This window comes from Pantoea sp. ACRSC (assembly GCF_022346785.1).
GTDB classification, from domain to species: domain Bacteria; phylum Pseudomonadota; class Gammaproteobacteria; order Enterobacterales; family Enterobacteriaceae; genus Pantoea; species Pantoea alvi.
Map to the genome: position 1 here is coordinate 41,820 of NZ_JAKRNN010000015.1, position 26,176 is coordinate 67,995.

The following is a 26,176-nucleotide window of genomic DNA, read 5'->3' on the forward strand; positions in this document are numbered from 1 at the left end:
TTCCCGTGTTCTGCACAAAGCTATCCACAGAAAACGTGAATAAGATCGGCGCTTTGCCGCCTTAATTGTTTATAACTCGGGCCAATACTGTGAGTTATCCAGGTTGAGCACCGCGTTCTTCCCGTTAATCCAGTGGTTTACCGCCTGTAAGGAGTGTGAAACAATCAGGCTATTCAAATTTAGCTTTGAGGTAGTCCAGTGATCGATGATGATGGCTACCGCCCGAATGTTGGTATCGTAATCTGTAACAGGCAAGGACAAGTGTTGTGGGCCAGGCGCTTCGGACAGCACTCCTGGCAGTTTCCTCAGGGAGGCATCAATCCCGGTGAAACCGCCGAACAGGCGATGTATCGCGAACTGTTCGAAGAAGTGGGTTTACACCGTAAAGATGTTCGAATACTTGCATCTACCCGTAACTGGTTGCGCTACAAATTGCCAAAACGTTTGGTGCGTTGGGACACGAAGCCGGTGTGTATCGGCCAGAAACAAAAGTGGTTTCTTCTGCAGTTGATGAGCAGTGACGCGGATATCAATGTGCAACACAGCAGCACGCCGGAGTTCGACGGCTGGCGCTGGGTAAGCTTCTGGTATCCGGTGCGTCAGGTTGTCTCCTTTAAACGTGACGTCTACCGTCGCGTAATGAAGGAATTCGCTGGCGTGGTAATGTCGATGCAGGAGAGTGCGGGGCAGCAGCGCAGCGCGCCAGCCCATCGACGGAAAAGAGGATAGGCCACGCCCTTATGCTCACTCAGTTGCGCGAAATAGTAGAAAAGGTGGCGGGCGCGCCGCGGCTTAACGACGCGCTCGACATCCTGGTCAATGAGATTTGCCTGGCGATGGATACGGAGGTCTGCTCCGTTTATCTCGCAGATCACGATCACCATTGCTATTACCTTATGGCCACGCGCGGCCTGAAAAAGCCGCGCGGGCGCACCGTCACGCTGGCGTTCGATGAAGGGATCGTCGGCCTGGTGGGGCGTCTCGCCGAACCCATCAACCTTGCGGATGCGCAAAGCCACCCCAGCTTTAAATATATTCCTGCCGTGAAAGAAGAGCGCTATCGCTCATTTCTCGGCGTGCCGATCATCAGCCGTCGCCAGCTGCTGGGCGTGCTGGTGGTGCAGCAGCGCGAACACCGACAGTTCGACGAGAGCGAAGAGTCCTTCCTGGTAACGCTAGCGACGCAGATGGCGACGCTGCTGTCGCAGTCGCAGCTCGGCCAGCTCTTCGGCCAGTTCCGCCAGACGCGGGTGCGTGCCATCGCCGCCGCGCCGGGCGTCGCCGTTGCCCCAGGCTGGGTCGACGAAACGCAGCCGCTGCTGGATCAGGTTTCCGCCGCCTCGACGCTCGACGTGCAGCGCGAACGCGAGCGGCTGGTGCTGGCGATGAGCGAAGCCGCCAGCGAATTCCGCCGCTTCAGCAAACGTTTTGCCGCCGGCGTGCAGAAAGAGAGCGCGGCGATCTTCGATCTCTACTCCCACCTGCTAACCGACGCCCGCCTGAAAAAGGATCTGTTTGACGAGATCGAGCAGGGATCGGTGGCCGAATGGGCGGTAAAAAAGGTTATTGAGAAATTCGCCGCCCAGTTCGCCAGCCTGAGCGACAGCTATCTGCGCGAGCGCGCGGGCGATCTGCGCGTGCTGGGCCAGCGCCTGCTGTTTCATCTTGATGACTCGGTGGTCGGCACCAACGCCTGGCCGGAGCGCTTTGTGCTGGTGGCCGACGAGCTTACCGCCACCACGCTGGCGGAGCTGCCGCACGAGCGGCTGGCGGGCATCGTGGTGCGCGACGGCGCGGCTAACTCGCACGCCGCGATCCTGACGCGCGCCATGGGCATCCCCACGGTGATGGGCGCCGACATCCTGCCCGCGCAGCTAAATAAACGCCTGCTGATCGTCGACGGCTATCGCGGCGAGCTGCTGATCGATCCCGAGCCGGTGCTGGTGCAGGAGTATCAGCGCCTGATCAGCGAAGAGAACGCGCTGAGCAAAATGGCGGAAGGGGTGGTGGATCAGCCGGGCGAGCTGAAAAGCGGCGAGCGTATTCAGGTGATGCTTAACGCCGGCCTCAGCCCGGAACATGAACAGACGCTCGACAACTGGGTGGACGGTATCGGCCTCTACCGCACGGAAATTCCCTTTATGCTGCAGAACGGCTTCCCGTCCGAAGAGGAGCAGGTGGCGCAGTATCAGGGCATGCTGCAGCTGTTTCATAACAAGCCGGTCACCCTGCGCACGCTCGACGTCGGCGCCGACAAGCAGCTGCCCTATATGCCGATCAGCGAAGAGAATCCCTGCCTCGGCTGGCGCGGCATCCGCCTGACGCTCGATCAGCCGGAAATTTTCCTGGTGCAGGTGCGTGCGATGCTGCGCGCCAACGCCGCCTCCGGCAACCTCAGCATTCTGCTGCCGATGATCAGCCATATCGACGAGATCGACGACGCGGTGCGGCTGATCCAGCGCGCCGGGCGGGAAGTGGAGGAGATGCTGGGCTATGCGATCCCTAAACCGCGCATCGGCGTGATGATTGAAGTGCCGTCGATGCTGTTTATGATCCCGCAGCTGCAGTCGCGCGTCGATTTCGTTTCGGTCGGCACCAACGATCTCACCCAGTATCTGATGGCGGTGGATCGCAACAATACCCGCGTCGCCAACCTCTACGATCCGCTGCATCCCGCGATGCTGCGCGCGCTGCAGGCGATTGCCACCGAAGCCCGTCTGGCGAATCTTGAACTCTGCCTTTGTGGTGAAATGGCGGGCGATCCGATGTGCGTTGCGCTGCTGGTGGGGCTGGGCTATCACCATCTCAGCATGAACGGCAAGAACGTGCCGCGCGTAAAATATCTGCTGCGCCATCTGGATAAAGAAGAGACGCAAAAGCTGAGCGAGCAGGGGCTGAGCGCAGACACCGCGACGGAGGTTCGCCATCTGGTCGCCGCCTTTATGGAGCGGCGCGGCCTGGGCGGCCTGATCCGCGGCGGGCGCTAGGCGTTATCCTCGTTTACATTTACGCTGCTCTGTAAAAAATCAGGCTGTGCTATGATGCGCAGCCTTTAACATATCCGCCTGGTGCCCCTTTTTCAGGGCTGAAAATTGAATGGTGAATGATGAATAACGGCTATATCGCTTTTCCGCAGTTCGATCCGGTGATCTTCTCTGTCGGACCGGTTTCGCTGCACTGGTACGGACTGATGTACCTCGTCGGCTTTATTTTTGCCATGTGGCTGGCGGTGCGCCGCGCCAACAAACCCGGCAGCGGCTGGAAAAAAGAGGAAGTTGAAAACCTGCTCTACGCCGGTTTCCTTGGCGTCTTCCTTGGCGGCCGCATCGGCTACGTGCTCTTCTACAACCTGCCGCTGTTTCTGGAAAACCCGCTCTACCTGTTTAAAGTCTGGGATGGCGGCATGTCGTTCCACGGCGGCCTGATTGGCGTTATCGTGGTGATGCTGATCTTTGCGCGCCGCACCAAACGCACCTTTTTCCAGGTCTCCGACTTTATCGCGCCGCTGATCCCGTTTGGCCTCGGCGCAGGCCGTCTCGGTAACTTTATCAACGGCGAGCTGTGGGGCCGCGTCGCGCCTGACTTTAAATTCGCTATGCTCTTCCCCGGCTCGCGCAGCGAAGATGTGGCGCTGGCGGTGAATAATCCGCGCTATCAGGAACTGCTGAACACCTACGGCGTGCTGCCGCGTCATCCTTCGCAGCTCTATGAGCTGATGCTGGAAGGGGTGGTGCTGTTTATTATTCTGAACCTGTTTATTCGCAAACCGCGCCCGATGGGTAGCGTTTCCGGCCTGTTCCTTATCGGCTACGGCGCGTTTCGCATTATCGTTGAATTCTTCCGTCAGCCAGACGCGCAGCTCGGCCTGTTCGAGGGCGGCGTCAGTATGGGGCAGATCCTCTCCATACCGATGATTCTGGCCGGCATTATTATGATGATCTGGGCGTATCGTCGTCGCCCGCAGCAACAGACTCGAGAGGTAAAATGAAACAGTATCTGGACCTGATGCAATACGTGCTGGACCACGGCACGCCGAAATCTGACCGTACCGGCACCGGCACGCTGTCGATTTTCGGCCACCAGATGCGTTTCAACCTGCAGGACGGCTTTCCGCTGGTGACCACGAAAAAAGTTCATCTGCGCTCTATCATTCACGAGCTGCTGTGGTTCCTGAAAGGAGAGACCAATATCGGCTACCTGAAAGAGAACAACGTCACTATCTGGGACGAGTGGGCGGATGAAAACGGCGACCTCGGCCCGGTCTACGGCAAACAGTGGCGCAGCTGGGGCAATGCGCGCGGCGAAGAGATCGACCAGATTGCAAAGGTTATCGAACAGCTGAAGCGCGATCCCGACTCACGCCGCATTATCGTCTCGGCGTGGAACGTCGGTGAGCTGGACGAGATGGCGCTGGCGCCGTGCCACGCATTCTTCCAGTTCTACGTGGCGGACGGCAAGCTCTCTTGCCAGCTCTATCAGCGCTCCTGCGATATTTTCCTCGGCCTGCCATTCAATATCGCCAGCTATGCGCTGCTGGTGCATATGGTGGCGCAGCAGTGCGATCTGCAGGTGGGGGATTTTGTCTGGACCGGCGGCGACACCCACCTCTACAGCAACCATCTGGAGCAGGCGCGCCTGCAGCTGACGCGCGAGCCGCGTGCGCTGCCGAAGCTGGTGATTAAGCGCAAGCCCGACTCGATCTTCGACTACCGCTTCGAGGACTTTGAGATCGAAGGCTACGATCCGCATCCGGCCATTAAGGCACCGGTCGCGGTGTAGCGACTCGCTCTGCGGTAATCAGGCCCCGGCGCAGCCCTGCTCGCCGGGGCTTTTTTTATCCTGATTTTGCGCCTCTCTTCGCATCTCTTTGTGGCCGCCTGCAACCCGATCATTTTGGCGGGAAAGCGGCGCGCATCTCCCCTCTGCACCGCTGGCGGCGGCGCGCGCGGCGCGGCAGAGTTGCGTCATGGAAAAAGAGAGAGACAGAGGCTTTACGCTGCCGGAGCTGCTGATCGTGCTGGTCATCATCGGCAGCCTCAGCCTCGGCGCGCTGCAGGGCTGGCAGCGCTGGCAGCAGCGACAGCAGCTGCGCGAGACGGCGCAACAGCTGCAGGGCTTTTTACAGCGGCTGCGCGCCCAGGCCAACTGGCAGAACCAGGATCGCGCGCTCTGGCTGATACCGGGCGAGCGCGGCTGTCTGGGCAGCGGCCCGAAACCCGACGGCGGCTGCGCGCGCGGCGGACGGCTGCGGTTTGTGGCGCCTTATCCCGGTATTAGCCTGACCGCGCTGCAGGGCGAGCCGGGCTTCTACGGCCGCCGCAATATGGCGAAGGCGGGCAGCCTGGCGTTCGGCAACGCCAGCGGCAGGCTGCGGCTGATTATCTCCGCCCGCGGCCGCATTCGGCTCTGCCAGCCGGAGGAGCAGGGGTGCGACTGAAGATGGCGGGATTCAGCCTGCTGGAGATGCTGGTGGCGATGGCCGTCAGCGCCGTGCTGATGCTGAGCGCGGGACGATTTTTACCGCTGCTCACTGGGGAAAGCCTGCGCCTGCAGCAGCGCGTTCAGCTGCAGGAGGATCTGCAGCAGCTGATGCAGACGCTGGAAAAAGCGGTGCGCCGCGCCGGCTACTGCAACGGCGAGTGCGGCGGGGCGGCGCTGAGCTTCTCCGCCAGCTGCCTGCTGCTGCGCTGGGACGACAACAGCAACGGCAAATGGGAAGGCGTGACCCACAGCGACAGCGATTACTACGGATTTCGGCTGCGGCAAAAGCAGCTGGAAACCCAGCGCGGCGTGGATAGCTGCGATGGAACCGGCTGGGAGCGCCTGACCGATCCTGCGTTTCTCACCGTTGAGCAGTTCAGCGTCGAACGCGCGGGCGCGCTGATTAAACTGCGGCTGGCCGGGCGCGCCGGGCGCTGGCTGGAAAGGCTGGAGAGCTGGGTTGAAGGAGAGAATTTGTGAATCAGCAAGGCAACAGCGCGCTGGGCATGGTACTGACGATCCTGCTGGCAGGCAGCCTGACGCTGCACGCCAGCCGGGAACGGCTGGAGCAGGGGATGTCGCTGGTGGCGGATGAGCGGCAGCACTATCGCGATTTCTGGGCGGCGCAGTCGGCGCTGCAGTGGGGGCTGACGCTGAGCTGGCCGACGTTGCCGGGCTGCCAGCAGGCGCCGGAACAGGGCTGGCAAAGCTGTTTACAGAGGGCTGGGGATGAACGGGCGTTACTTAAAGGCCGCGCGGCGGCGAGCGAACAGGCGCTGTGGCGCTGGGTGGCGCTGGAAGGCGCGCGCATCAGAGCGCTGCCGCACGGCTGGATCGACTACTGCCCGCTGGCGGGGGCGCGCTGCCTGTAGGCAGCGCGGGTTTAGCCTGCCGGAAGCGCTGTTTGCGCTGCTGCTGCTGGCGACCAGCGTCAGCGCGCTGCTGCAGTATCATCGCGTCCTGGCGCAGGGCTTCAGCCAGCAGTGGCAGCAGCGCGCTGCGGTGCGCGTCGCCGCGCAGCGTCTGATGGGCCACGAGGTCGCGGGCTGGCGCACCTCACTGCAGCGCAGCGGCACGATCTCCACCTGCATCCTGGCGCGCGCCGAGGTGAGCGGGCCTTACGAGGCGCACGCCACGCTGACGCGTTTACGCTGCTGAGAGGCAAAAGCGCCCGCGCACTATGGGCAACCCAGGCGATACGCGGTAGAGTGACCAGTCTGCCGCTTTGCCGCGCCAGACAGTGTCACCACAGGAGTTTCCATGTTTCACGTTTATCACTCAAACCAGCTCGATGTTCTGAAGATTCTCGCGGCAGCGGTGATAGAACATGACCCCCTCAGCGATCCTTTCGCCGCTGAAACCGTGCTGGTGCAGAGTCCCGGTATGGCGCAGTGGCTGCAGATGGAGCTGGCGCACACCTTCGGCATCGCCGCCAATATCGACTTTCCGCTTCCCGCCTCCTTTATCTGGGATATGTTCGTGCGCGTGCTGCCGGATATTCCCGCCGAAAGCGCCTTTACCAAAGCCAGCATGAGCTGGAAGCTGATGCATCGCCTGCCGGCGCTGCTGACCGAGGAGGCGTTTGTTTCGCTGCGCCACTACCTGCACGACGACAGCGACAAGCGCAAGCTGTTCCAGCTCTGCTCTCGCGTCGCCGATCTCTTCGATCAGTATCTGGTTTACCGCGCCGACTGGCTGAATCGCTGGGAGCAGGGCGAGCTGGTAGAGGGGCTGGGCGACGCGCAGCTGTGGCAGTCGGCGCTGTGGCGCGATCTGGTGGCCTACACCGATGCGCTGGGACAGCCGAAATGGCACCGCGCTAATCTCTACGCGCGCTTTATTCAGACGCTGGAGCGGGCCGAGCAGGCGCCGCCCAGCCTGCCGAAGCGCGTCTTTATCTGCGGTATATCCGCCTTGCCGCCGGTCTATCTGCAGGCGCTGCAGGCGCTGGGCCGCCATATCGATATTCATCTGCTGTTCACCAATCCCTGCCGCGATTACTGGGGCGATATTCAGGATTACGCCTTCCTGGCGAAGCTGCAGAGCCGCCAGCGTCGCCGCCTCGACAGCGACGAGTCGCGCGATCTCTTCAGCGATCCGCTTGAGGCGCCCGCGCGCTTCAACGCCGAAGGCGAACAGCAGCTCAGCAACCCGCTGCTCGCCTCCTGGGGCAAGCTGGGCCGCGACAACCTGTTCCTGCTCAGCCAGATGGACGAGGCGGATGACGTCGACGCCTTTGTCGAGGTTGAGGAAGATAATCTGCTGCACGCTATGCAGCACGACCTGCTGAATCTGCAGGATAACGCGGTGCTGGGGCTGAGCGCGGAGGAGCTGGCCTGGAGCGGCAACAAGCGTCCGCTCGATCCTGACGATCGTTCGATCAGCGTGCAGATCTGCCACAGCGCCCAGCGCGAGGTGGAAGTGCTGCAGGATCATCTGCTGGCGATGATGGAGGCGGATCCTGGCCTCAAGCCGCGCGATATTATCGTGATGGTGGCCGATATCGACAGCTACGCCCCCTTTATTCAGGCGGTTTTCGCTAACGCGCCCGCCGATCGCTATCTGCCGTTCTCTATCTCCGATCGCCGCGCCAGCCAGGCGCATCCGGCGATCTTCGCCTTTCTGAGCCTGCTGGCGCTGCCGGACAGCCGCTTTGCCGCGGAAGATGTGCTGGCGCTGCTGGAGGTGCCGGCGCTGGCGAACCGTTTTTCGGTGGATGAGAGCGGCCTGCGCCTGCTGCGCCGCTGGGTGGATGAATCGGGCGTGCGCTGGGGGCTGGACGACGACAGCGCCGAAGCGCTGGCGCTGCCGGTCACCGGCCAGCACACCTGGCGCTTTGGCCTCGAGCGCATGCTGCTGGGCTATGCGATGGAGAGCCATCACGGCGACTGGCAGGGCATTCTGCCCTATGACGAATCGAGCGGACTGGTCGGCGAGCTGGCTGGCCATCTGGCGGAGCTGCTGATGCGGCTAAACCACTGGCGCGCCCGGCTCAGCGAGTCGCGGCCGCTGGAGGGCTGGCTGCCGCTCTGTCGGGAGATGATCAACGACTTCTTCCACGGCGACGCCGAAGCGGAAGCGGCGCTGCTGCTGGTAGAGGAGCAGTGGAAACAGCTAATCGAATATGGCCAGGCGGCGCGTTATGAAGCTGCGATTCCGGTGACGCTGCTGCGCGACGATCTGCGCGCGCGCCTCGATCAGCAGCGTATCAGCCAGCGCTTTCTCGCCGGCCAGATTAACTTTTGCACGCTGATGCCGATGCGTTCGATTCCCTTCCGCGTCGTCTGCCTGCTAGGCATGAACGACGGCGTCTATCCGCGTACGCTGCCGGCGCCGGGCTTCGATCTGATGCAGCAGCAGACGCGCAAAGGCGATCGCAGCCGACGCGACGACGACCGCTATCTGTTTCTTGAGGCGCTGCTGTCGGCGCAGGATCGGCTCTATATCAGCTATATCGGTCGCGCCATTCAGGATAATACGGAACGCTATCCCTCGGTGCTGGTCACAGAGCTGCTGGATTATATCGGCCAGAGCTTCTGCCTGCCCGGCGACGAGGCGAAAGAGCTGGACGAGAGCGCGCAGCGCGTGCAGCGGCATATTCAGCATCTACACAGCCGTATGCCCTTCGCTGCCGAAAATTTTCAGCCGCAGTCGCGCTGTCACAGCTTTGCGCGCGAGTGGCTGCCCGCCGCGCAGGGAAAAGGCGAGGCGCAGCCCGACTTTGTGCAGCCGCTGCCGCTGCCGGAGATGGAATCGGTCTCCTGCGAACAGTTCCTGCGCTTCTGGCGGCATCCGGTACGCGCCTGGTTTCACCAGCGGCTCGGCGTCGCCTTCTGGCTGGAAGAGACGGAGCTGTCGGACAACGAGCCTTTCGCGCTCGATAGTCTGGAACGTTACCAGATCAACGCCGAGCTGCTGAACGCGCTGGTGGAGGGGGAGGACACGCAGCGTCTTTACGCCCTGCATCGCGCGGCGGGCAACCTGCCTTACGGGGCCTTCGGCGAGCTGTTCTGGCAGGCGCAGCAGGAAGAGATGCAGGAGGTCGCGGCGGCGGTGGTTGAGCAGCGCAGCGAAGGCGAAAGCTGGGAGGTGAGTCTGCCGCTCGACGGCGTCACGCTGACCGGCTGGCTGACGCAGGTTCAGCGCGACGGCCTGCTGCGCTGGCGTCCTGGCGTGCTGAACATGAACGATGGGCTGCTGCTCTGGCTGGAGCATCTTATCTACTGCGCACTGGGCGGCGACGGCGAAAGCCGCATGATGGGCCGGGAAAAGAGCCGCTGGCGCTTTGCGGCGGTGGCGCAGTCAGAGGCGCAGGCGATGCTGACGCACTATATGCAGGGCTATAAGCAAGGCATGTCGCAGCCGCTGCTGCTGCTCAACAAGAGCGGCGGCGCCTGGCTGACGGCGAGTTACGATAAAAAAACGCGGCAGCTGCTGCTGGACGAGGCGACCCAGATCAAGGCGCGCAATCGCCTGCTGCAGGCCTGGACCGGTGGCTATCAGCTGGAGGGCGAGGGCGGCGATCCCTACCTGCAGCGGCTATGCCGCGTCTTGAACGAGGCGCAGCTTACGCAGATCACCGAGGCCGCGCAGCGCTGGTATCTGCCGGTGCTGCAGGCCCACCTGGATGATGAATAGCAAGCGGTGCGACGAGCGCTGACGCGTCGACGCCCGATAACAAGGTACGTCAGTTTGAACCATTTTCGGCTGCGCCTGCCTGACAGCGCAGTTTCAAGGGTAACAGAAGGGGTTTACATGCGTAGATACGCTCGCTGGATAGCGGCGCTGATGTTGAGCCTGACGGCCTGCGCCGGGCAGGCGCAGGCCGCGACGGGCTGGACGGCGGTCAATGAAACCATTCGCAAAAGCGACAACGATCCGCGCCAGTATCAGGCCGTCCGGCTCGACAACGGGCTGGTGGTGCTGCTGGTCTCCGACGCGCAGGCGCCGAAGTCGCTGGCGGCGCTTACCCTGCCCATCGGCTCGCTGGACGATCCCGATCGGCAGCTCGGGCTGGCGCACTTCCTCGAGCATATGGTGCTGATGGGGTCGCAGCGCTATCCGCAGCCGGATAACCTGGCGGAGTTTCTGAAAAAGCACGGCGGCAGCCACAACGCCAGCACCGCTTCCTACCGCACCGCGTTCTACCTTGAGGTGGAAAACGACGCGCTGGAGCCAGCGGTGGACCGCATGGCGGATGCGCTGGCCGCGCCGCTGCTCGATCCGGTCAACGCCGATCGCGAACGCAACGCCGTAAATGCCGAGCTGACGATGGCGCGCTCGCGCGACGGCCTGCGTATGGCACAGGTCGGCGCAGAGACGCTTAATCCGGCGCACCCCGGCTCGCGCTTTTCCGGCGGCAACCTCGACACGCTGAAGGATAAGCCGGACAGCAAACTGCTCGACGCGCTGTCGGCGTTTTATCACACCCACTACTCCGCCAACCTGATGAAGGCGGTGCTCTACAGCAATAAACCGCTGCCGGAGATGGCGCAGATCGCCGCCAACACCTTTGGCCGCATCGCCAGCCACGACGCCACGGTGCCCGCTATCGACGTGCCCGTTGTGACCGAGGCGCAGCAGGGCATCGTGATCCACTACGTGCCGGCGCAGCCGCGCAAGCAGCTAAAAATTGAGTTTCGCATCGCCAATAACAGCGACCGCTTTCGCAGCAAGACCGATACGCTGATCGGTTATCTGATCGGCAACCGCAGCAAAAATACCTTGGCCGACTGGCTGCAGAAGCGCGGGCTGGCCGACGGCGTCAATGCCGGCGCCGATCCGATGAGCGAACGCAGCAGCGGTGTCTTCGCCATTACCGCCTCGCTCACCGATAAAGGTCTGGCGCAGCGCGACGAAGTGGTGGCGGCGATTTTTAGCTATATCGCCATGCTGCGCGAGCAGGGTATCGACAAGCGCTACTTTGACGAGGTCTCTCACGTCCTGGCGCTCGATTTTCGCTATCCCTCGCTGACGCGCGATATGGATTACATTGAATGGCTGGCGGACACCATGCTGCGCGTGCCGGTGGAGCATACGCTGGATGCGCCTTACCTGGCCGATGACTATGACGCCGCCGCCATCAACGCGCGCCTCGATGAGATGACGCCGCAGAAGGCGCGCATCTGGTATATCAGCCCGCAGGAGCCGCACAACAAAGAGGCCTACTTCGTTAATGCGCCCTATCAGGTCGATCGCATCAGCGAGCAGACCTTTGCAGAGTGGCGTCAGCGCGCCAGCCAGATCCACCTCTCGATGCCGACGCTGAACCCCTATATTCCTGACGACTTCACCCTGATCCCGCAGGATGGTAAAAGCTATGCCCATCCGGTCTCACTGCCCAACGACTTCGGCATGCCGATCTACTGGATGCCGAGCCGTTTTTACGCCAGAGAGCCGAAAGCCTCGGTGATGCTGGCGCTGCGCAACCCGCACGCCATCAGCGACGCGCGTCAGCAGGTGCTGTTTGGCCTGAACGACTATCTCTCCAGCCTGGCGCTGGATGAGCTTAACTCGCAGGCCTCGGTGGGCGGCATCAGCTTCTCCACCAGCGAAAATGACGGGCTGGTATTCAGCGCCAGCGGCTTTACCCAGCGGCTGCCAACGCTGCTGAAAAAGCTGGTAGAAGGCTACGCCGCCTTCCGGCCGACACCGCAGCAGCTGGAGCAGGCGAAATCCTGGTATCTGGATCAGCTGGACGCGGCGGATAAGGGCAAGGCGTTCGAGCTGGCGATCCAGCCGATGCAGATGCTGTCGCAGCTGCCCTATACGCAGCGTGAGACGCGCCGCGCGCTGGTCAAGGCGATCGCGCTTGATGAGGTAGTGGCGTATCGCGACAATCTGATCCATCATGCGACCCCTGAACTGCTGGCGGTAGGCAACCTCAGCGCCGACAGCGTGACCCAGCTGGGCCGCGAGCTGAAGCAGCAGATGCAGACGCAGGGCACGCAGCACTGGCGCAACAGCTACGTCTCTTTTGCTAAGCCGGTGAAAGCTAACCTGCAAAAAGCGGGCAGCAGCACCGATTCGGCGCTGGCGGCGCTCTATGTGCCGCTCGGCTACGGCGAATATCAGAGCATGGCGAGCAGTTCGATGCTGAGCCAGATCGTGCAGCCCTGGTTCTACAACCAGCTGCGCACCGAAGAGCAACTGGGCTATGCGGTCTTCGCATTCCAGATGCCGATCGGCCGCCAGTGGGGCATCGGCTTCCTGCTGCAGAGCAACAGCAAGCAGCCCGCTTATCTGCTGCAGCGCTATCAGGCCTTCTACCCGCAGGCAGAAAAGCGGCTGCGCGCCATGCCGCAGAGCGACTTCGCGCAGTATCAGCAGGCGATGATTAATCAGCTGAATCAGCGGCCGCAGACCCTCGATGAAGAGGCGTCGCGCTATAGCCGCGACTTCGATCGCCAGAACTACGCCTTCGATACGCGGCAGAAGGTGATTGCGCAGCTCCAGCAGCTGACGCCGGGCGCGCTGGCGGACTTCTTCCATCGCGCCGTGCTGCAGAAAGAGGGCATGGCGATGACGTCACAAATTGCCGGCAACAGCGCGGAAAGCGTCGCCTTTGCGCGGCTGCCTGGCTGGAAAACCTGGAATGAGGTAGCGAAACTGCAGCAGTCGCTACCGGTTAAGAGTGAGACGCAATGAGTTACCCTGAATCGCTGAATCCGTTGACGCTGCCGCTGCGCGGCGAGCGTCTGATCGAGGCTTCGGCGGGCACCGGCAAAACCTTTACCATCGGCGTGCTCTATCTGCGCCTGCTGTTGGGGTTGGGCGGCGAAAACAGCTACAGCCGTCCGCTGTCGGTGGAAGAGATACTGGTGGTGACCTTTACCGAGGCCGCCACCGCTGAACTGCGCGGGCGCATCCGCGAAAATATTCACGAGCTGCGCCTGGCCTGCGTGCGCGGCGCCAGCAACAATCCGATGCTGGCGCAGCTGCTGGAGCAGATTAACGATCTTGCGCAGGCCGCTTCGCTGCTGCTGGCGGCGGAGCGTCAGATGGATGAAGCGGCGATATTTACCATTCACGGCTTCTGCCAGCGCATGCTTAACCTGAACGCCTTTGAGTCCGGCATGCTGTTTGAGCAGGAGCTGATAGAGGATGAGGCGGCGCTGTTTAAGCAGGCGACGGCGGACTTCTGGCGACGCCACTGCTACCCGCTAACGCTGGAGGTGGCGCGTGCCATCGTCGCGGAGTGGAACGGCCCGGAGAGCCTGCTGCTGACGCTGCGGCCCTGGCTGCAGGGCGAGTCGCCGCGGCTGAAACGTCCGCCTGCCGATGACGAAACCCTGGCGACGCGCCACGCCGCCAACCTGGCGCGCATCAGCGAAATGAAGCGGCAGTGGCAGGCGGTAAGCGACGAAGTAGAAGGCATTATCAGCCAGTCCGGGGTGGATAAACGCAGCTACAGCAGTAAATATCTGCCGCTCTGGGTGGCAAAAATCACCCAGTGGGCCAACAGCGAAACCACCGACTATCTCTTCCCGAAAGAGCTGGAGCGTTTCGCCCAGCGCGTGCTGGTGGAGAAGACCAAAAAAGGCGAGCCGCCGCAGCATCCACTGTTCCAGGCGGTAGAGGCGTTTCTCGCCGAGCCGCTGTCGCTGCGCGATCTGGTGATCGCCCGCGCGCTGGTAGAGGTGCGCGACGCTGTGCGTAAAGAGAAGCGCCTGCGCGCGCTGCTTGGCTTCGACGATCTGCTGAGCCGCCTCGACGAGGCGCTGCAGCAGCCGGGCGGCGCGCTGCTGGCCGAGACCATTCGCGCCCGTTATCCGGTGGCGCTGATCGACGAATTTCAGGATACCGATCCGCAGCAGTATCGTATTTTCCGCACGCTCTATCTTCATCAGCCCGAGCTGGCACTGCTGCTGATCGGCGACCCCAAACAGGCGATCTACGCCTTCCGCGGCGCCGATATCTTTACCTATCTGCGCGCCCGCAGCGAGGTCAGCGCGCACTACACGCTGGATACCAACTGGCGATCGTCGCCGGGCATGGTGCAGAGCGTTAATCGCCTTTTCGCCCGCATGGCGTCACCGTTTCTCTTCGAGGCGATCCCGTTTCAGCCGGTTCATCCCGCCGGGCCGAACCAGCCGCTGACGCTGCTGAAAGATGCGCAGCCGCAGGCGGCGCTGCGCTTCTGGCTGCAGCCGGGCGACGGCGTCGGCGTCAGCGACTATCAGCAGTTTATGGCGCAGCAGTGCGCCGCCGATATCAGCCGCTGGCTGGTCGCCGGGCAGCAGGGACGTGCGCTGCTGGGCAAGGGCGACGATCTGCGGCCGGTGCAGGCGTCCGATATTACCGTGCTAGTGCGCAGCCGTAACGAGGCGGGCCTGATCCGCGACGCGCTGAACGGGCTGTCGATTCCGTCGGTCTATCTCTCTAACCGCGACAGCGTCTACACCACGCCCGAGGCGCGCGAGCTGCTGTGGCTGCTGCAGGCGGTACAGGCACCGGAGCAGGAGCGTCTGCTGCGCAGCGCCCTGGCGACCTCGATCTTTGCCATCGACGCCGCCTCGCTGGACAGGCTGAGCCAGAACGAGCGCGAATGGGATGCGCTGGTCGAGCAGTTTGCCGGCTGGCAGCAGCTCTGGCACCAGCGCGGCGTATTGCCGATGCTGCGCGACGTGATGAACCAGCGGCAGCTGGCGGAAAATATGCTGGCGTCGGAGAACGGCGAACGCAGGCTTACCGACCTGATGCACCTGGGCGAGCTGCTGCAGGAGGCGTCGACCCACCTCGACAGCCCGCATGCGCTGGTGCGCTTTCTCGCCCAGCAGATCGCCCGGCCCAACAGCCAGTCGGCGGAGCAGCAGCTGCGGCTGGAGAGCGACCGCCATCTGGTGCAGATCGTCACTATCCACAAATCCAAAGGATTGCAGTATCCGCTGGTGTGGCTGCCTTTCGCCGCGGGCTTTCGCGAAGCGGCCAGCGCGCTCTATCACGATCGTGAGAGCTTTGCCACGCTGCTCGACGTGCAGGGCGACGAGCAGAGTCTGGCGCTGGCGGAGCAGGAGCGTCTGGCGGAAGATCTGCGCCTGCTCTACGTCGCCTTAACCCGCTCGGTGTTTCACTGCAGCGTCGGCATTGCGCCGCTGTTTAAAGGCGCGCGCAAAAAAGAGGGCGACAGCGATCTCCACAAAAGCGCGCTGGGCTATCTGGTGCAGCAGGGCGAGAGCGGCGACGCCGACCGCCTGCGCGCCTGCCTGGCGACGCTGGCGGATGCGGATACCGAAGTGCTGTGCGACGATCTGATCCCCGGCGAAAACTGGCGTGAACAGGCGCAGCCCGACGATGCGCTCAGCAGCCGTCAGGTAACGCGCGACCTGCGCGACGCCTGGCGCGTCACCAGCTATTCCGGGCTTCAGCAGCACAGCAGTTCGCCGCTGCTGGAGGCGATGCCGACGTTCGATATCGACGCAGCGGGCGAAGAGGGCGGCGAGGCAGAAAGCGCGCTGACGCCGCATCACTTCCCGCGCGGCGCGGCGCCGGGCACCTTTCTGCACGGCCTGTTTGAATCTATCGATTTTACCCGTCCGCCGGACAGGGCGCTGCTGGAAACGCAGCTGGAACAGAACGGCTATCCGCCCCACTGGCTACCGGTGCTGGAGGCCTGGATCGCGCGCGTGCTGCATACGCCGCTTAACCGCGACGGCCTGACGCTGGGGGCGCTGAACAACCGGGACCGGCTGGTGGAGATGGCCTTTTATCTGCCGCTGGAGCGCATGCTGAACGCCCCGCAGCTCGATGCGCTGATGCGGCAGCACGATGCGCTGTCTGCGCGCGCCCCCCGGCTGGAGTTCCATCAGGTACAGGGTATGCTGAAAGGCTTTATCGATCTGGTGTTTCGCTGGAACGGTCAATATTATCTGCTGGATTACAAATCCAACTGGCTGGGGGAGAGCGAAGCGGCCTATACCCCGGAAGCGATGGCGCAGGCGATGGTGGATCATCGCTACGATTTGCAGTACCAGCTCTATACGCTGGCGCTGCACCGTTATCTGCAGCATCGCCTGCCCGACTACGACTATGAGCGCCACTTTGGCGGCGTGTTTTATCTGTTTTTGCGCGGCGTCGACGGCAGTTCGCCGCAAAACGGCATCTTTACCGCGCGGCCAACGGCCTCCTTCGTTGCCGGACTGGACGCGCTGTTTCGTCGCCCGAAAGAGGAAGAAGTATGACGGACATAGTGTCACTGCTCGATCAGGCGGTAGAGAAGCGTCTGCTGCGGTCGCTTGATCTTCAGTTTGCGCGGCTGCTGGCCGACGCCTCGCAGCCCGCCTGGCTGCTGGCGGCCGCCTGCGTCAGCGCCGAAGCGGGGGACGGTCACGTCTGCCTGCCGCTGGCGCAGCTGACCCCCGAGGCGCTTTTCGCCGGACGCCATCCCGAACTGGCTAAGGCGCTGTGGCGCGCAGCGGGCGCGCCACAGTGCTGGAAAACGGCGCTGGCGGGCTGGCCAGCGCTGAGCGACGGCGGCATCGCCACGCCGCTGGTGCTCAATCATGAGCGTCTCTATCTGCATCGCCTGTGGCAGAGCGAAGGCCGGGTGGCGCACTTTTTCACCCGGCAGGCAGAGATGGCGGAGATGGATATCGCTGCCGCGCAGAACGTGCTGAGCGCGCTGTTTGGCGATCGGCCCGATGACTGGCAAAAAATCGCCGCCGCCGTGGCGCTGACGCGTAAAACCGCCGTGATTTCCGGCGGCCCCGGCACTGGCAAAACCACTACCGTGGCAAAGCTGCTGGCGGCGATGATCCGCCTGAGCGGCAGCAACCTGCGTATTCAGCTGGCAGCGCCGACCGGCAAAGCGGCGGCGCGCCTGACCGAATCTCTCGGTCAGGCGCTGCAGGCGCTGTCGGTCAGCGACGAAGAGCGGGCGCGCTTTCCCAGCGAAGCGACAACGCTGCACCGTCTGCTGGGCGCCCAGCCCGATACGCAGCGGCTGCGCTATCACGCCGCCAACCGGCTTCACCTCGACGTGCTGGTGGTGGATGAAGCCTCTATGGTCGATCTTTCGATGATGGCAAAGCTGATTGCCGCACTGCCCGATCACGCGCGCGTGATTTTCCTCGGCGATCGCGATCAGCTGGCGTCGGTGGAAGCGGGCGCCGTGCTGGGCGACATCTGCCGCTGCGCGGAAACGGGCTACAGCCTGTCGCGCGCGCAGCAGCTGGCGGCGCTGACGCAGTGCGCGCTCGACGGCGCGGATGACGCGGGCGCGCCCGACGTGCGCGACAGCATCTGTCTGCTGCGTAAAAGCTACCGCTTTGATGCGACGTCGGGCATCGGGCAGCTGGCGCGGGCGGTCAATCTCGGCGACGCGCGCGCCGTTGAGTCGGTATTTAGCGCCGCCTTTGAGGATATCGATTTTCAGGCGCTGCAGAGCGGCGAAGCCTATCAGGCGATGCTTGACGCGGTGGCGGAGGGTTACCAGCCTTTCCTGAAGTTAGTGCAGTCGCGCGCGCCGGTAGAGGAGATTCTGCTGGCCTTTAGCCGCTACCAGCTGCTTTGCGCCCTGCGCGACGGGCCGTTTGGCGTGCAGGGGCTGAACCAGCGCATCGAGCAGCGTCTGGTGCAGCTGCAGCGTATCCGGCGTCCGGCGATCGGCAGCCGCTGGTATGCGGGGCGGCCGGTCATGGTAACGCGCAACGACAGCGCGCTGGGGCTGTTTAACGGCGATATCGGCATTACCCTGCGCGATGCAGAGAATCAGCTGAAGGTCTTTTTCCCGCTGCCGGACGGATCGGTGAAGGCGGTGCAGCCGAGTCGCCTGCCGCCGCACGACACCGCCTGGGCGATGACGGTGCATAAGTCGCAGGGATCGGAGTTTGAGCATACCGCGCTGGTCATGCCGGCCCAGTTCTCGCCGGTGCTGACGCGCGAGCTGGTCTATACCGCCATTACCCGCGCGCGCAAGCGGCTGACGCTCTACAGCGAACCGGCAGTGTTTCAGCGTGCGGTGCAGCTGCAAACCCAGCGCCGCAGCGGGCTGGTGGAAAGGCTAAGTCTGGTATAAAGGGCACATCAGGAGCGAAGGCAGGACGCTTTGCTCCACGGCCCATGCCGCCCGCGCAATCAGCTACGGGGCCGTCCGAAAGAGGAGCCGGCTGGCCACTCAGGTCAGGTCGGCCATCAGCACCTTTGAGCGCCGCTGATAGTTATACATCTGCTTTTTACTCTCCGGCAGCGACTCAATATCCACCGGCGTAAAACCGCGCTCCTGAAACCAGTGAATGCTGCGCGTCGTGAGTACGAACAGCTTCTCCAGCCCCATCTGCCGCGCCTGAAGCGCAACGCGCTGCAGCAGCATCTCGCCGCGCGACGAGCTGCGATAGTCCGGATGCACCGCCACGCAGGCCATTTCGCCGATTTTCTCATCCATAAAAGGGTAGAGCGCCGCGCAGGCGATGGTCAGGTTGTCGCGAATGATAATGGTGAACTTGTCGATCTCCATCTCCAGCTGCTCGCGCGAGCGACGCACCAGGATACCCTGCTGCTCCAGCGGGCGGATAAGCTCAAGTATGCCGCCGATATCGTTAATGGTGGCGCGGCGGATCTGCTCGCTCGACTCCATTACGATCTGCGTGCCGATACCGTCGCGGGAGAAGAGCTCCTGCAACAGCGCGCCATCTTCCTGATAGCTAATCAGATGGCTGCGGCGCACGCCGCTGCGGCAGGCTTTCACCGCGCCACGCAGGAAGCGCACCGTGCCAGAAAGGTAGTCGCCGTCGCTCTCCATCTCGTCGATGCGCGCCTGCGCGTCGTTCGGGAACAGCTCGGAGATAATGGTGCCGTCGCGGCGCGGCACCCCCTGCTCGGAGCAGAAGCCGATCATCTTCTCCGCCTTCAGCTTAATGGCCAGCTGGGTGGCGACCTCTTCTGACGTCAGGTTAAAACTTTCGCCGGTAACGGAAACCGCCACCGGGCCGAGCAGTACGATCGCATCGTTATCCAGCTGACGATGGATCGCCTCTTCGTCGATGCGGCGAATGCGCCCGCTGTGGCAGTAATCGACGCCGTCATCCACGCCCAGCGGCTGCGCGATAATAAAGTTGCCGCTGACGACGTTGATATGCGCGCCCTGCAGCGGCGTATTGTTGAGGCTCATTGAGAGTCGCGCCGTGATGTCGAGCTGCAGCCGTCCCGCCGCCTGCTTTACCAGCTCCAGCGACTGGGCGTCGGTGACGCGGGTGTACTTGTGGTAAACCGGCTCCAGCTGATGCGCCGCGAGGCTGGCGTCAATCTGCGGACGCGCGCCATAGACCACCACCAGGCGAATGCCGAGACTGTGCAGCAGGCCGATATCGTTAACGATGCTGGAGAAATTCTCATGCTCGATCGCTTCGCCGCCCAGCATGATGACAAAGGTCTTGCCACGGTGGGCATTGATATAGGGAACGGTGTGGCGAAAACCCTGAACCAGCTCAGTACTACGTTCCTTCACGGCAAACCTCAATGAATGATTATTCGTAATTTTTGTATTTTTATTCTTTTAGGGCGCTATTTGCAAGCGGTAAACCTGACGTAAATTTACGTTTTTTCGGGTGCGCTGGCAGCTAAGAGACTGCATTATTTAGCTTTTCCAGGATGACTTAGCCAAAAGGATGGGCTAAAGTTTTCAGCGCCGTTTATTAAAGTGGCGCTTTTTTAGACAGAACAGAGCAGCTGGAGCGGCATGTCAGAATCAAATCCCCTTATTTCCCGCAGAAGGCTCCTGCAGGGTACCGGCGCATTATTGCTACTGAGCGTCAGCCGCACAGGCCTGGCGGCAAAAAACCATATCGTCGCGGTTCGCATCTGGCCATCTTCGACCTATTCGCGCATGACGCTGGAGTCCAGCGTGCCGCTTCACTATAAGCAGTTTGCGCTCTCGCATCCGGATCGGCTGGTCATTGATATCGCAAATATGCATCTCAATCCGGTGCTGAAAGGCGTCGACAAGCTGGTGCGCGTAAGCGATCCCTTTATTAAAAATGCGCGGGTCGGGCAGTTTGACGCCAATACCGTGCGCATTGTGCTGGAGCTGAAGCGCAACGTCGCGCCGAAAACCTTTACGCTGGCGCCGGTGGCCGGGATCAAACACCGGCTGGTGGTGGATCTCTATCCGAGCCAGCATAGCGCAGAAGACGATCCGCTGCTGGCGCTGCTGAAGGATTACAACCAGGGCGATCTGGAACGCAACGAGCCGGCGTCCGCGCCGCTGCCCGGCAAGGCGGGACGCGACCGACCGCTGATCGTGATGATCGATCCAGGTCACGGCGGCGAAGATCCCGGCGCGCACGGCAAATACAAAACGCGTGAAAAAGATATCGTGCTGAAGATGGGGCGACGGCTTAAGGCGCTGATCGATAAAGAGCCCAATATGAAAGCCTATATGACGCGCAACGAGGATGTGTTTATTCCGCTGCGGGTGAGGGTGGCGAAAGCGCGCAAGCAGCGCGCCGATCTCTTTGTCTCGATACACGCCGACGCCTTTACCAGCCGCAGCGCGCGCGGCTCCTCGGTATTCGCGCTCTCAACCAAAGGTGCGACCTCGGCGGCGGCCCGTTTCCTGGCGCAGACGCAGAACGAATCGGATCTTATCGGCGGCGTCAGCAAGAGCGGCGATCGCTATCTCGACCACACCATGTTCGATATGGTGCAGCGCCAGACCATTCACGATAGCCTGACGTTCGGCAAAGAGGTGCTGCATCGTATGGGGCGCATCAACCATCTGCACAAGCGTACCGTCGATCAGGCGGGCTTTGCGGTGCTGAAGGCGCCGGATATTCCGTCGATTCTGGTGGAAACCGCCTTTATCAGCAACGTGGCAGAGGAGCGCAAGCTGCGTACCAGCCGCTATCAGCAGCAGGTGGCTGAAGCGATTTTCCACGGCATAAAGGCTTACTTCGAGAAGGGCGGGGCGCGACGCTAACGGCAGAAGAGGGGATGGCCTGCGCCATCCCGTTTTCAGAAGGCACAAAAACAAAAAAGCACCCTTAAGGTGCTTAAATGTTGGTTGCGGGAGCCGGATTTGAACCGACGACCTTCGGGTTATGAGCCCGACGAGCTACCAGGCTGCTCCATCCCGCGTCCGTAGTGCGCTTTGCGTCTTTTTCACATTCTCTCTTCACAAGAAGAGTTGGTTGCGGGAGCCGGATTTGAACCGACGACCTTCGGGTTATGAGCCCGACGAGCTACCAGGCTGCTCCATCCCGCGTCCGTAGTGCGCATTGCGTCTTTTTCACATTCTCTCTTCATAAGAAGATTTGGTTGCGGGAGCCGGATTTGAACCGACGACCTTCGGGTTATGAGCCCGACGAGCTACCAGGCTGCTCCATCCCGCGTCCGTGGATGCGCACTATACCTCCTGGAGCTGATGATGCAACCCCTTTTTCGCGCGAAGCGCCAAATTAGGGATTGTTTGCTGAATATTTTCTCCATATGGCTAATTATCGCACAGCTGCGCACTGGGAAGGGGAAGGCGGATTTCAATCTGCCAGACGCTTTGCTATCGTCGCGGGGCGAAAACTGATGAATAAAAGAGATGGCGATGAATAAAGGACACTGGGCGAAGTACGCACTTACTGGTGCAATGTTTGCGCTGCTGGCGGGTTGTAGCTCGAAACCGACCGACCGCGGGCAGCAATATAAAGACGGCAAGCTGGAACAGCCGCTGGCGCTGGTTAACCAGCCCAACGCCAAAGGCCGACCGGTCAACGGCAGAGATTTTGGCGAGCAGGTGCGGCAGATCCAGTCCGCCTCTTCCGCGCTGTATGGACGCCATACCGGCACCTACAGCGCGATTGAAAGCTGGCTGATGGCGGGCGCCGACACGCGCCAGCTGCGTCAGTTCGGCCTGAACGCCTTCCAGATGGAAGGAACCGATAACTACGGCAACGTGCAGTTTACCGGCTACTACACGCCGGTGGTGCAGGCGCGCTATACGCGTCAGGGCGAGTTCCAGTACCCCATCTACCGCATGCCGCCGCGCAAGCGCGGTGCGAAGCTGCCGAGCCGCGCTGCTATCTATAACGGCGCGCTGGACGAACGCTATGTGATCGGCTGGAGCAATTCGCTGATCGATAACTTTATTATGGACGTGCAGGGCAGCGGCTACGTTGACTACGGCGACGGCCGTCCAATGACCTTCTTTGGCTACGGCGGCAAAAACGGCTGGGCCTATCACAGCATCGGCAAAGAGCTGATCGATCGCGGCGAGGTGAAGCGCGAAGATATGTCGATGCAGGCGATTCGCGACTGGGCGGCATCGCACTCCGAGCAGGAGGTGCGCGCGCTGCTGGAAACCAACCCGTCGTTCGTCTTCTTTAAGCCGGAACCCTATACGCTAGTGCGCGGCGCCAGCGCGGTGCCGCTGGTGGCGAAGGCCTCTGTCGCGTCGGACCGCTCGCTGATCCCGGCGGGAACCGCGCTGTTGGCGGAAGTGCCGCAGCTGAACGAAAAAGGCAAGTTCAACGGCAAGTATGAGATGCGCCTGATGGTGGCGCTGGACGTCGGCGGTGCCATTAAGGGACAGCACTTTGATATCTATCAGGGTATTGGGCCCGACGCGGCGCACCTGGCGGGCTTCTATAACCACTATGGTCGCGTCTGGGTGCTGAAGGCCGCGCCGGGTGCCGGGCAGCCGCTGTTCAGCAACCCGCAAAACGGCGATAATGGCTCTCTGTTACTGGGTTCAAACTGATTCTCTGCGGGCCGCACGGCCCGCATGAAGCAACAAGGTTAATTATGAGTGTGGTTAACGACGCCTGGCGTCAGCGTTTTGGCGGCACGGCACGTCTTTATGGGCAGGATGCGCTGTCGCGTTTTGCCGCGGCGCACTTCTGCGTTATCGGCATCGGCGGCGTCGGCTCCTGGGCGGCGGAAGCGCTGGTGCGTACCGGCATCGGCAAAATTACCCTGATCGATATGGACGATGTCTGCATTACCAACACCAATCGGCAGATCCACGCGCTGAACGGCAACGTCGGCAAAGCGAAAACCGAGGTGATGGCGGAGCGGCTGCGCGCCATTAATCCCGACTGCGAGGTGATCTGCATCGACGACTTTATCACGCCGGACAACACCGCCGAGTTGATGGCGGCGGGCTACGACTATGTGATCGACGCCATCGACAGCGTGCGGCCAAAAGCGGCGCTGATCGCCTGGTGCCGCCGCAACAAGATCCCGCTGATTACCACCGGCGGCGCGGGTGGCCAGATCGATCCGACCCAGATCCAGGTGGCCGATCTGGCGAAGACGATTCAGGATCCGCTGGCGGCGAAGCTGCGCGAGCGGCTGAAGGCGCTCGGCGTGGTGAAAAACAGCAAAGGCAAGCTGGGCATCGACTGCGTCTTCTCTACCGAAGCGCTGATGTATCCGCAGCCGGACGGCAGCGTCTGCGCCGCGCGCAGCACCGCCGAAGGGCCGAAAAGAATGGATTGCGAAGCGGGATTTGGCGCGGCCACTATGGTGACCGCTACCTTCGGCTTTGTCGCCGTTTCTCATGCGCTAAAGAAGTATCTGGCGCGCGCGGCGCGTCAGGCGGCGTAACCTTCAGGGCTGCGCCGCGCGCGCGGCCTGATGGACCGCCTCCGCCAGCGCTTTCAGGCCGCTGCTGCGCGAGGCGCTGAGCTGAGCGCGCAGCCCAAGCTCGTCAAACAGCTGCAGCGGATCTTCCGCCAGCAGCGCCTGCGGCGTTTTGCCCTCCACGGCGGTCAGCAGCACCGCCAGCAAACCGCGCACGATGCGGCCTTCGCTGTCGCCGTAAAAATGCAGCGTGCCATCCTGGCGACGCTGGCTGCCGAGCCAGACGCGGTTTTCGCAGCCGCTTAGCTCGATATCAGCGGTTTTCAGCGCCTCCGGCAGGGCAGGCAGCTGGCGGCTGAGCTGGATAAGCTGGCGATAGCGATCCTCCCACTGCTGAAAATGGGCGAACTTCTCTTTCAGGCCGTCCAGGGTAATCAGATCGCCAAACGGGTGCGGGCCAGCCAGGGCGTGACTCATACTTCCTCCTCCGACAGCAGGTCGAGCGCGGTGTAGACGGCGCGCGTCAGCGCGTCCACATCCTGCAAATTATTATAGGGTGCAAAAGAGACGCGCAGCGTGCCGCTCACGCCCAGCGCTGCCATCAGCGGCTGCGCACAGTGCTGACCGGCGCGCAGCGCGATGCCCTGTTCCGCCAGCAGCGTGATGATATCGCTGTGGTGCACGCCTTTAAAATCGAACGCCAGCACGCTCGACCGGCTCGCGCGATAGCTGCGGAAACCGGGAAACTCGCCCAGCTGCTCTTCGGCCAGGCTGGCAAGCTGCTGGCTCCACATCTCCGCTTTCAGCCAGTCGTGCTGCTCACACCAGCTGAGCGCGGCGCTCAGTCCCACCACGCCCGCCACGTTTGGCGTGCCAGCCTCGAAGCGCCAGGGGACAGGCTGCGGCGTGAAGCCGTTAAAATCGACCTGCGTCAGCATTTTGCCGCCCCCCTGCCACGGCGACATCTCTTCCAGCAGTTCGGCTTTGCCATAGAGCGCGCCGATGCCGGTCGGGCCGTAGAGCTTATGGGCCGAAAAGGCGTAGAAATCGATATCCAGCGCCTGCACGTCGGTTGGGCAGTGCGCCACGCCCTGCGCGCCGTCGACCATAACTTTCGCGCCGACGCCGTGCGCCAGCGCGATCGCCTGCGCCAGATCCGGGCAGCCGCCGGTGACGTTGGACATCTGGCCGATGGCCAGCAGCCGGGTACGCGCGTTAAGCAGCGACGGCAGCAGCGCGATATCTGGCAGGCGATCGGCACCGATGGGCCACTTCACCACCTTTGCGCCACTCGCCTGCGCCACCATCAGCCAGGGCACCAGATTGGCGTGGTGCTCCGCCTCGCTCACCAGGATCTCGTCGCCAGCCTTTAGCCGCGGCAGCAGCCAGCCGTTGGCGACCAGGTTGATCGCTTCCGTGGTGCCGCGCGTCCAGACGATCTGGTGGCCGTTCTCCGCATTCAGCAGGCGCGCCACCTGATAGCGCGCCTGTTCATAACGCTCGGTGAGCTGACGCGCCGCGCCGTACTGGCTGCGATGCACGGTGCCGCCGCTCAGGCTGTAAAACTGTTGCGTGGTGTCAATGACCACCTGGGGCTTGAGCGTCGTGGCGGCGCTGTCGAGATAAACGCCGGCGTCACTCAGCGCGGGAAACTGCTGGCGGAAGGCGGTGGGATTGAATGCGGTCATGCTTTGTCTCGTCATACAAATAAACAGGGCCAGATCAAAAGCCTGGCGCTCTCCTGGCAAAGCTGTAAAAGCGCGTTATGCTGATTAATGCAAGGTTTAAACCAAAACCCGCACAATGAGCAACCTTCTTTAGTCAATTTGACCAGAGTTAGCCCATGCGGGTGGTTTGATGCAATCATCTACAAGGAGATAGAAAATGAAAAAACTTTCAGCAGTGCTGGCTGTCTGCGCTATGGCTTTTACTCTGGCCGCGTGTTCAAGCAATTACGTTATGCATACCAATGACGGTCGCACCATTGTTTCAGAAGGCAAGCCTTCCGTAGACAGCGATACCGGTATGATCAGTTATAAAGACGCTAACGGCAACAAGCAGCAGATTAACCGCGCTGACGTCAAAGAGATGGTTGAGATGCAGTAATCGCTTCGGCTTCGGCTGCAGGCAAAAAAAAAGCACCGCAATTTGCGGTGCTATTCAAAATCACTATGGACAGACAGGGTAA

The 26,176-nt window shown here is 62.1% G+C and carries 19 protein-coding genes and 3 tRNA genes; 16 read left to right on the forward strand and 6 right to left on the reverse strand.

What is annotated here, in order from left to right:
* Positions 1-198 precede the first annotated feature (198 nt).
* The 12 genes from rppH to recD all read left to right on the forward strand — a co-directional run bounded on the left by rppH (position 199) and on the right by recD (position 18,496).
* Positions 199-729 carry an RNA pyrophosphohydrolase gene (gene rppH / locus MHZ97_RS15135; protein WP_033752842.1) on the forward strand — a complete coding sequence of 177 codons (531 nt, stop codon included), beginning with the start codon at positions 199-201 and terminating at the stop codon, positions 727-729.
* 11 nt (positions 730-740) lie between these two features.
* A complete protein-coding gene (ptsP, locus tag MHZ97_RS15140) occupies positions 741-2,987 on the forward strand; it encodes a phosphoenolpyruvate--protein phosphotransferase (RefSeq protein ID WP_103795223.1) in 2,247 nt (748 codons plus the stop codon).
* A gap of 119 nt (positions 2,988-3,106) precedes the next feature.
* Positions 3,107-3,988: a prolipoprotein diacylglyceryl transferase gene (lgt, locus tag MHZ97_RS15145; RefSeq protein ID WP_103795277.1), complete on the forward strand. Its 882-nt coding sequence runs from the start codon at positions 3,107-3,109 to the stop codon at positions 3,986-3,988.
* Positions 3,985-4,779: a thymidylate synthase gene (gene thyA / locus MHZ97_RS15150; RefSeq protein WP_103795222.1), complete on the forward strand. Its 795-nt coding sequence runs from the start codon at positions 3,985-3,987 to the stop codon at positions 4,777-4,779. The genes lgt and thyA overlap by 4 nt, the downstream gene beginning before the upstream one ends.
* A gap of 187 nt (positions 4,780-4,966) precedes the next feature.
* A complete protein-coding gene (locus MHZ97_RS15155) occupies positions 4,967-5,437 on the forward strand; it encodes a prepilin peptidase-dependent protein (protein ID WP_239314855.1) in 471 nt (156 codons plus the stop codon).
* A complete protein-coding gene (locus MHZ97_RS15160; protein ID WP_239314876.1) occupies positions 5,434-5,961 on the forward strand; it encodes a prepilin peptidase-dependent protein in 528 nt (175 codons plus the stop codon). The genes MHZ97_RS15155 and MHZ97_RS15160 overlap by 4 nt, the downstream gene beginning before the upstream one ends.
* Positions 5,958-6,353, forward strand: a complete 396-nt coding sequence (locus MHZ97_RS15165; protein WP_103795219.1) for a DUF2509 family protein — start codon at positions 5,958-5,960, stop codon at positions 6,351-6,353. Before MHZ97_RS15160 ends, MHZ97_RS15165 begins: the two co-directional genes overlap by 4 nt.
* 88 nt (positions 6,354-6,441) lie before the next feature.
* A complete protein-coding gene (locus tag MHZ97_RS15170; RefSeq protein ID WP_255729595.1) occupies positions 6,442-6,639 on the forward strand; it encodes a prepilin-type N-terminal cleavage/methylation domain-containing protein in 198 nt (65 codons plus the stop codon).
* 102 nt (positions 6,640-6,741) lie between these two features.
* Entirely contained in the window at positions 6,742-10,119 is a 3,378-nt protein-coding gene (gene recC, locus MHZ97_RS15175) for an exodeoxyribonuclease V subunit gamma (RefSeq protein WP_103795217.1), read from the forward strand.
* Between the two features lie 117 nt (positions 10,120-10,236).
* Positions 10,237-13,128, forward strand: a complete 2,892-nt coding sequence (gene ptrA / locus MHZ97_RS15180) for a pitrilysin (protein WP_239314856.1) — start codon at positions 10,237-10,239, stop codon at positions 13,126-13,128.
* On the forward strand, positions 13,125-16,661 hold the full coding sequence (gene recB, locus MHZ97_RS15185; RefSeq protein WP_239314857.1) for an exodeoxyribonuclease V subunit beta: 3,537 nt from the start codon (positions 13,125-13,127) through the stop codon (positions 16,659-16,661). Before ptrA ends, recB begins: the two co-directional genes overlap by 4 nt.
* Positions 16,658-18,496 carry an exodeoxyribonuclease V subunit alpha gene (recD, locus tag MHZ97_RS15190; RefSeq protein WP_103795214.1) on the forward strand — a complete coding sequence of 613 codons (1,839 nt, stop codon included), beginning with the start codon at positions 16,658-16,660 and terminating at the stop codon, positions 18,494-18,496. Before recB ends, recD begins: the two co-directional genes overlap by 4 nt.
* Positions 18,497-18,595: 99 nt before the next feature.
* Here recD and argA read toward each other — a convergent pair whose 3' ends face one another.
* Positions 18,596-19,924, reverse strand: coding sequence for an amino-acid N-acetyltransferase (gene argA, locus MHZ97_RS15195; RefSeq protein ID WP_239314858.1), 1,329 nt, complete (start codon positions 19,922-19,924; stop codon positions 18,596-18,598).
* A gap of 231 nt (positions 19,925-20,155) precedes the next feature.
* Between argA and amiC the strand changes: the two genes are divergently transcribed.
* Complete coding sequence (gene amiC, locus MHZ97_RS15200; protein WP_103795212.1) at positions 20,156-21,394, forward strand: N-acetylmuramoyl-L-alanine amidase AmiC; 1,239 nt, start codon at positions 20,156-20,158, stop codon at positions 21,392-21,394.
* An 81-nt stretch (positions 21,395-21,475) separates the two neighbouring features.
* Here amiC and MHZ97_RS15205 read toward each other — a convergent pair.
* From MHZ97_RS15205 to MHZ97_RS15215, 3 genes are all read right to left on the reverse strand, one after another.
* Positions 21,476-21,552: transfer RNA gene (locus tag MHZ97_RS15205), tRNA-Met, on the reverse strand.
* Positions 21,553-21,602: 50 nt separating this feature from the next.
* A tRNA-Met gene (locus MHZ97_RS15210) sits at positions 21,603-21,679 on the reverse strand.
* 50 nt (positions 21,680-21,729) lie between these two features.
* Positions 21,730-21,806 (reverse strand) — tRNA-Met (locus MHZ97_RS15215).
* A 206-nt stretch (positions 21,807-22,012) separates the two neighbouring features.
* On the opposite strand from MHZ97_RS15215, the gene mltA reads away from it, so the two are divergent.
* Both mltA and tcdA read left to right on the forward strand, forming a co-directional pair.
* Positions 22,013-23,164, forward strand: coding sequence for a murein transglycosylase A (gene mltA / locus MHZ97_RS15220; RefSeq protein WP_375337770.1), 1,152 nt, complete (start codon positions 22,013-22,015; stop codon positions 23,162-23,164).
* A gap of 44 nt (positions 23,165-23,208) precedes the next feature.
* The gene (tcdA, locus tag MHZ97_RS15225; RefSeq protein WP_048786952.1) at positions 23,209-24,012 is read left to right on the forward strand and encodes a tRNA cyclic N6-threonylcarbamoyladenosine(37) synthase TcdA; all 804 of its coding nucleotides are present in this window, start codon (positions 23,209-23,211) and stop codon (positions 24,010-24,012) included.
* Between the two features lie 3 nt (positions 24,013-24,015).
* On the opposite strand, the gene csdE is transcribed toward tcdA, so the two are convergent.
* Both csdE and csdA read right to left on the reverse strand, forming a co-directional pair.
* Entirely contained in the window at positions 24,016-24,465 is a 450-nt protein-coding gene (gene csdE, locus MHZ97_RS15230) for a cysteine desulfurase sulfur acceptor subunit CsdE (RefSeq protein ID WP_103795210.1), read from the reverse strand.
* A complete protein-coding gene (gene csdA, locus MHZ97_RS15235) occupies positions 24,462-25,676 on the reverse strand; it encodes a cysteine desulfurase CsdA (RefSeq protein WP_239314860.1) in 1,215 nt (404 codons plus the stop codon). Before csdA ends, csdE begins: the two co-directional genes overlap by 4 nt.
* A gap of 196 nt (positions 25,677-25,872) precedes the next feature.
* Here csdA and MHZ97_RS15240 point away from each other — a divergent pair, with 196 nt between their 5' ends.
* Positions 25,873-26,094, forward strand: coding sequence for a YgdI/YgdR family lipoprotein (locus MHZ97_RS15240; RefSeq protein ID WP_103795208.1), 222 nt, complete (start codon positions 25,873-25,875; stop codon positions 26,092-26,094).
* The last annotated feature ends 82 nt before the right edge of the window (positions 26,095-26,176 follow it).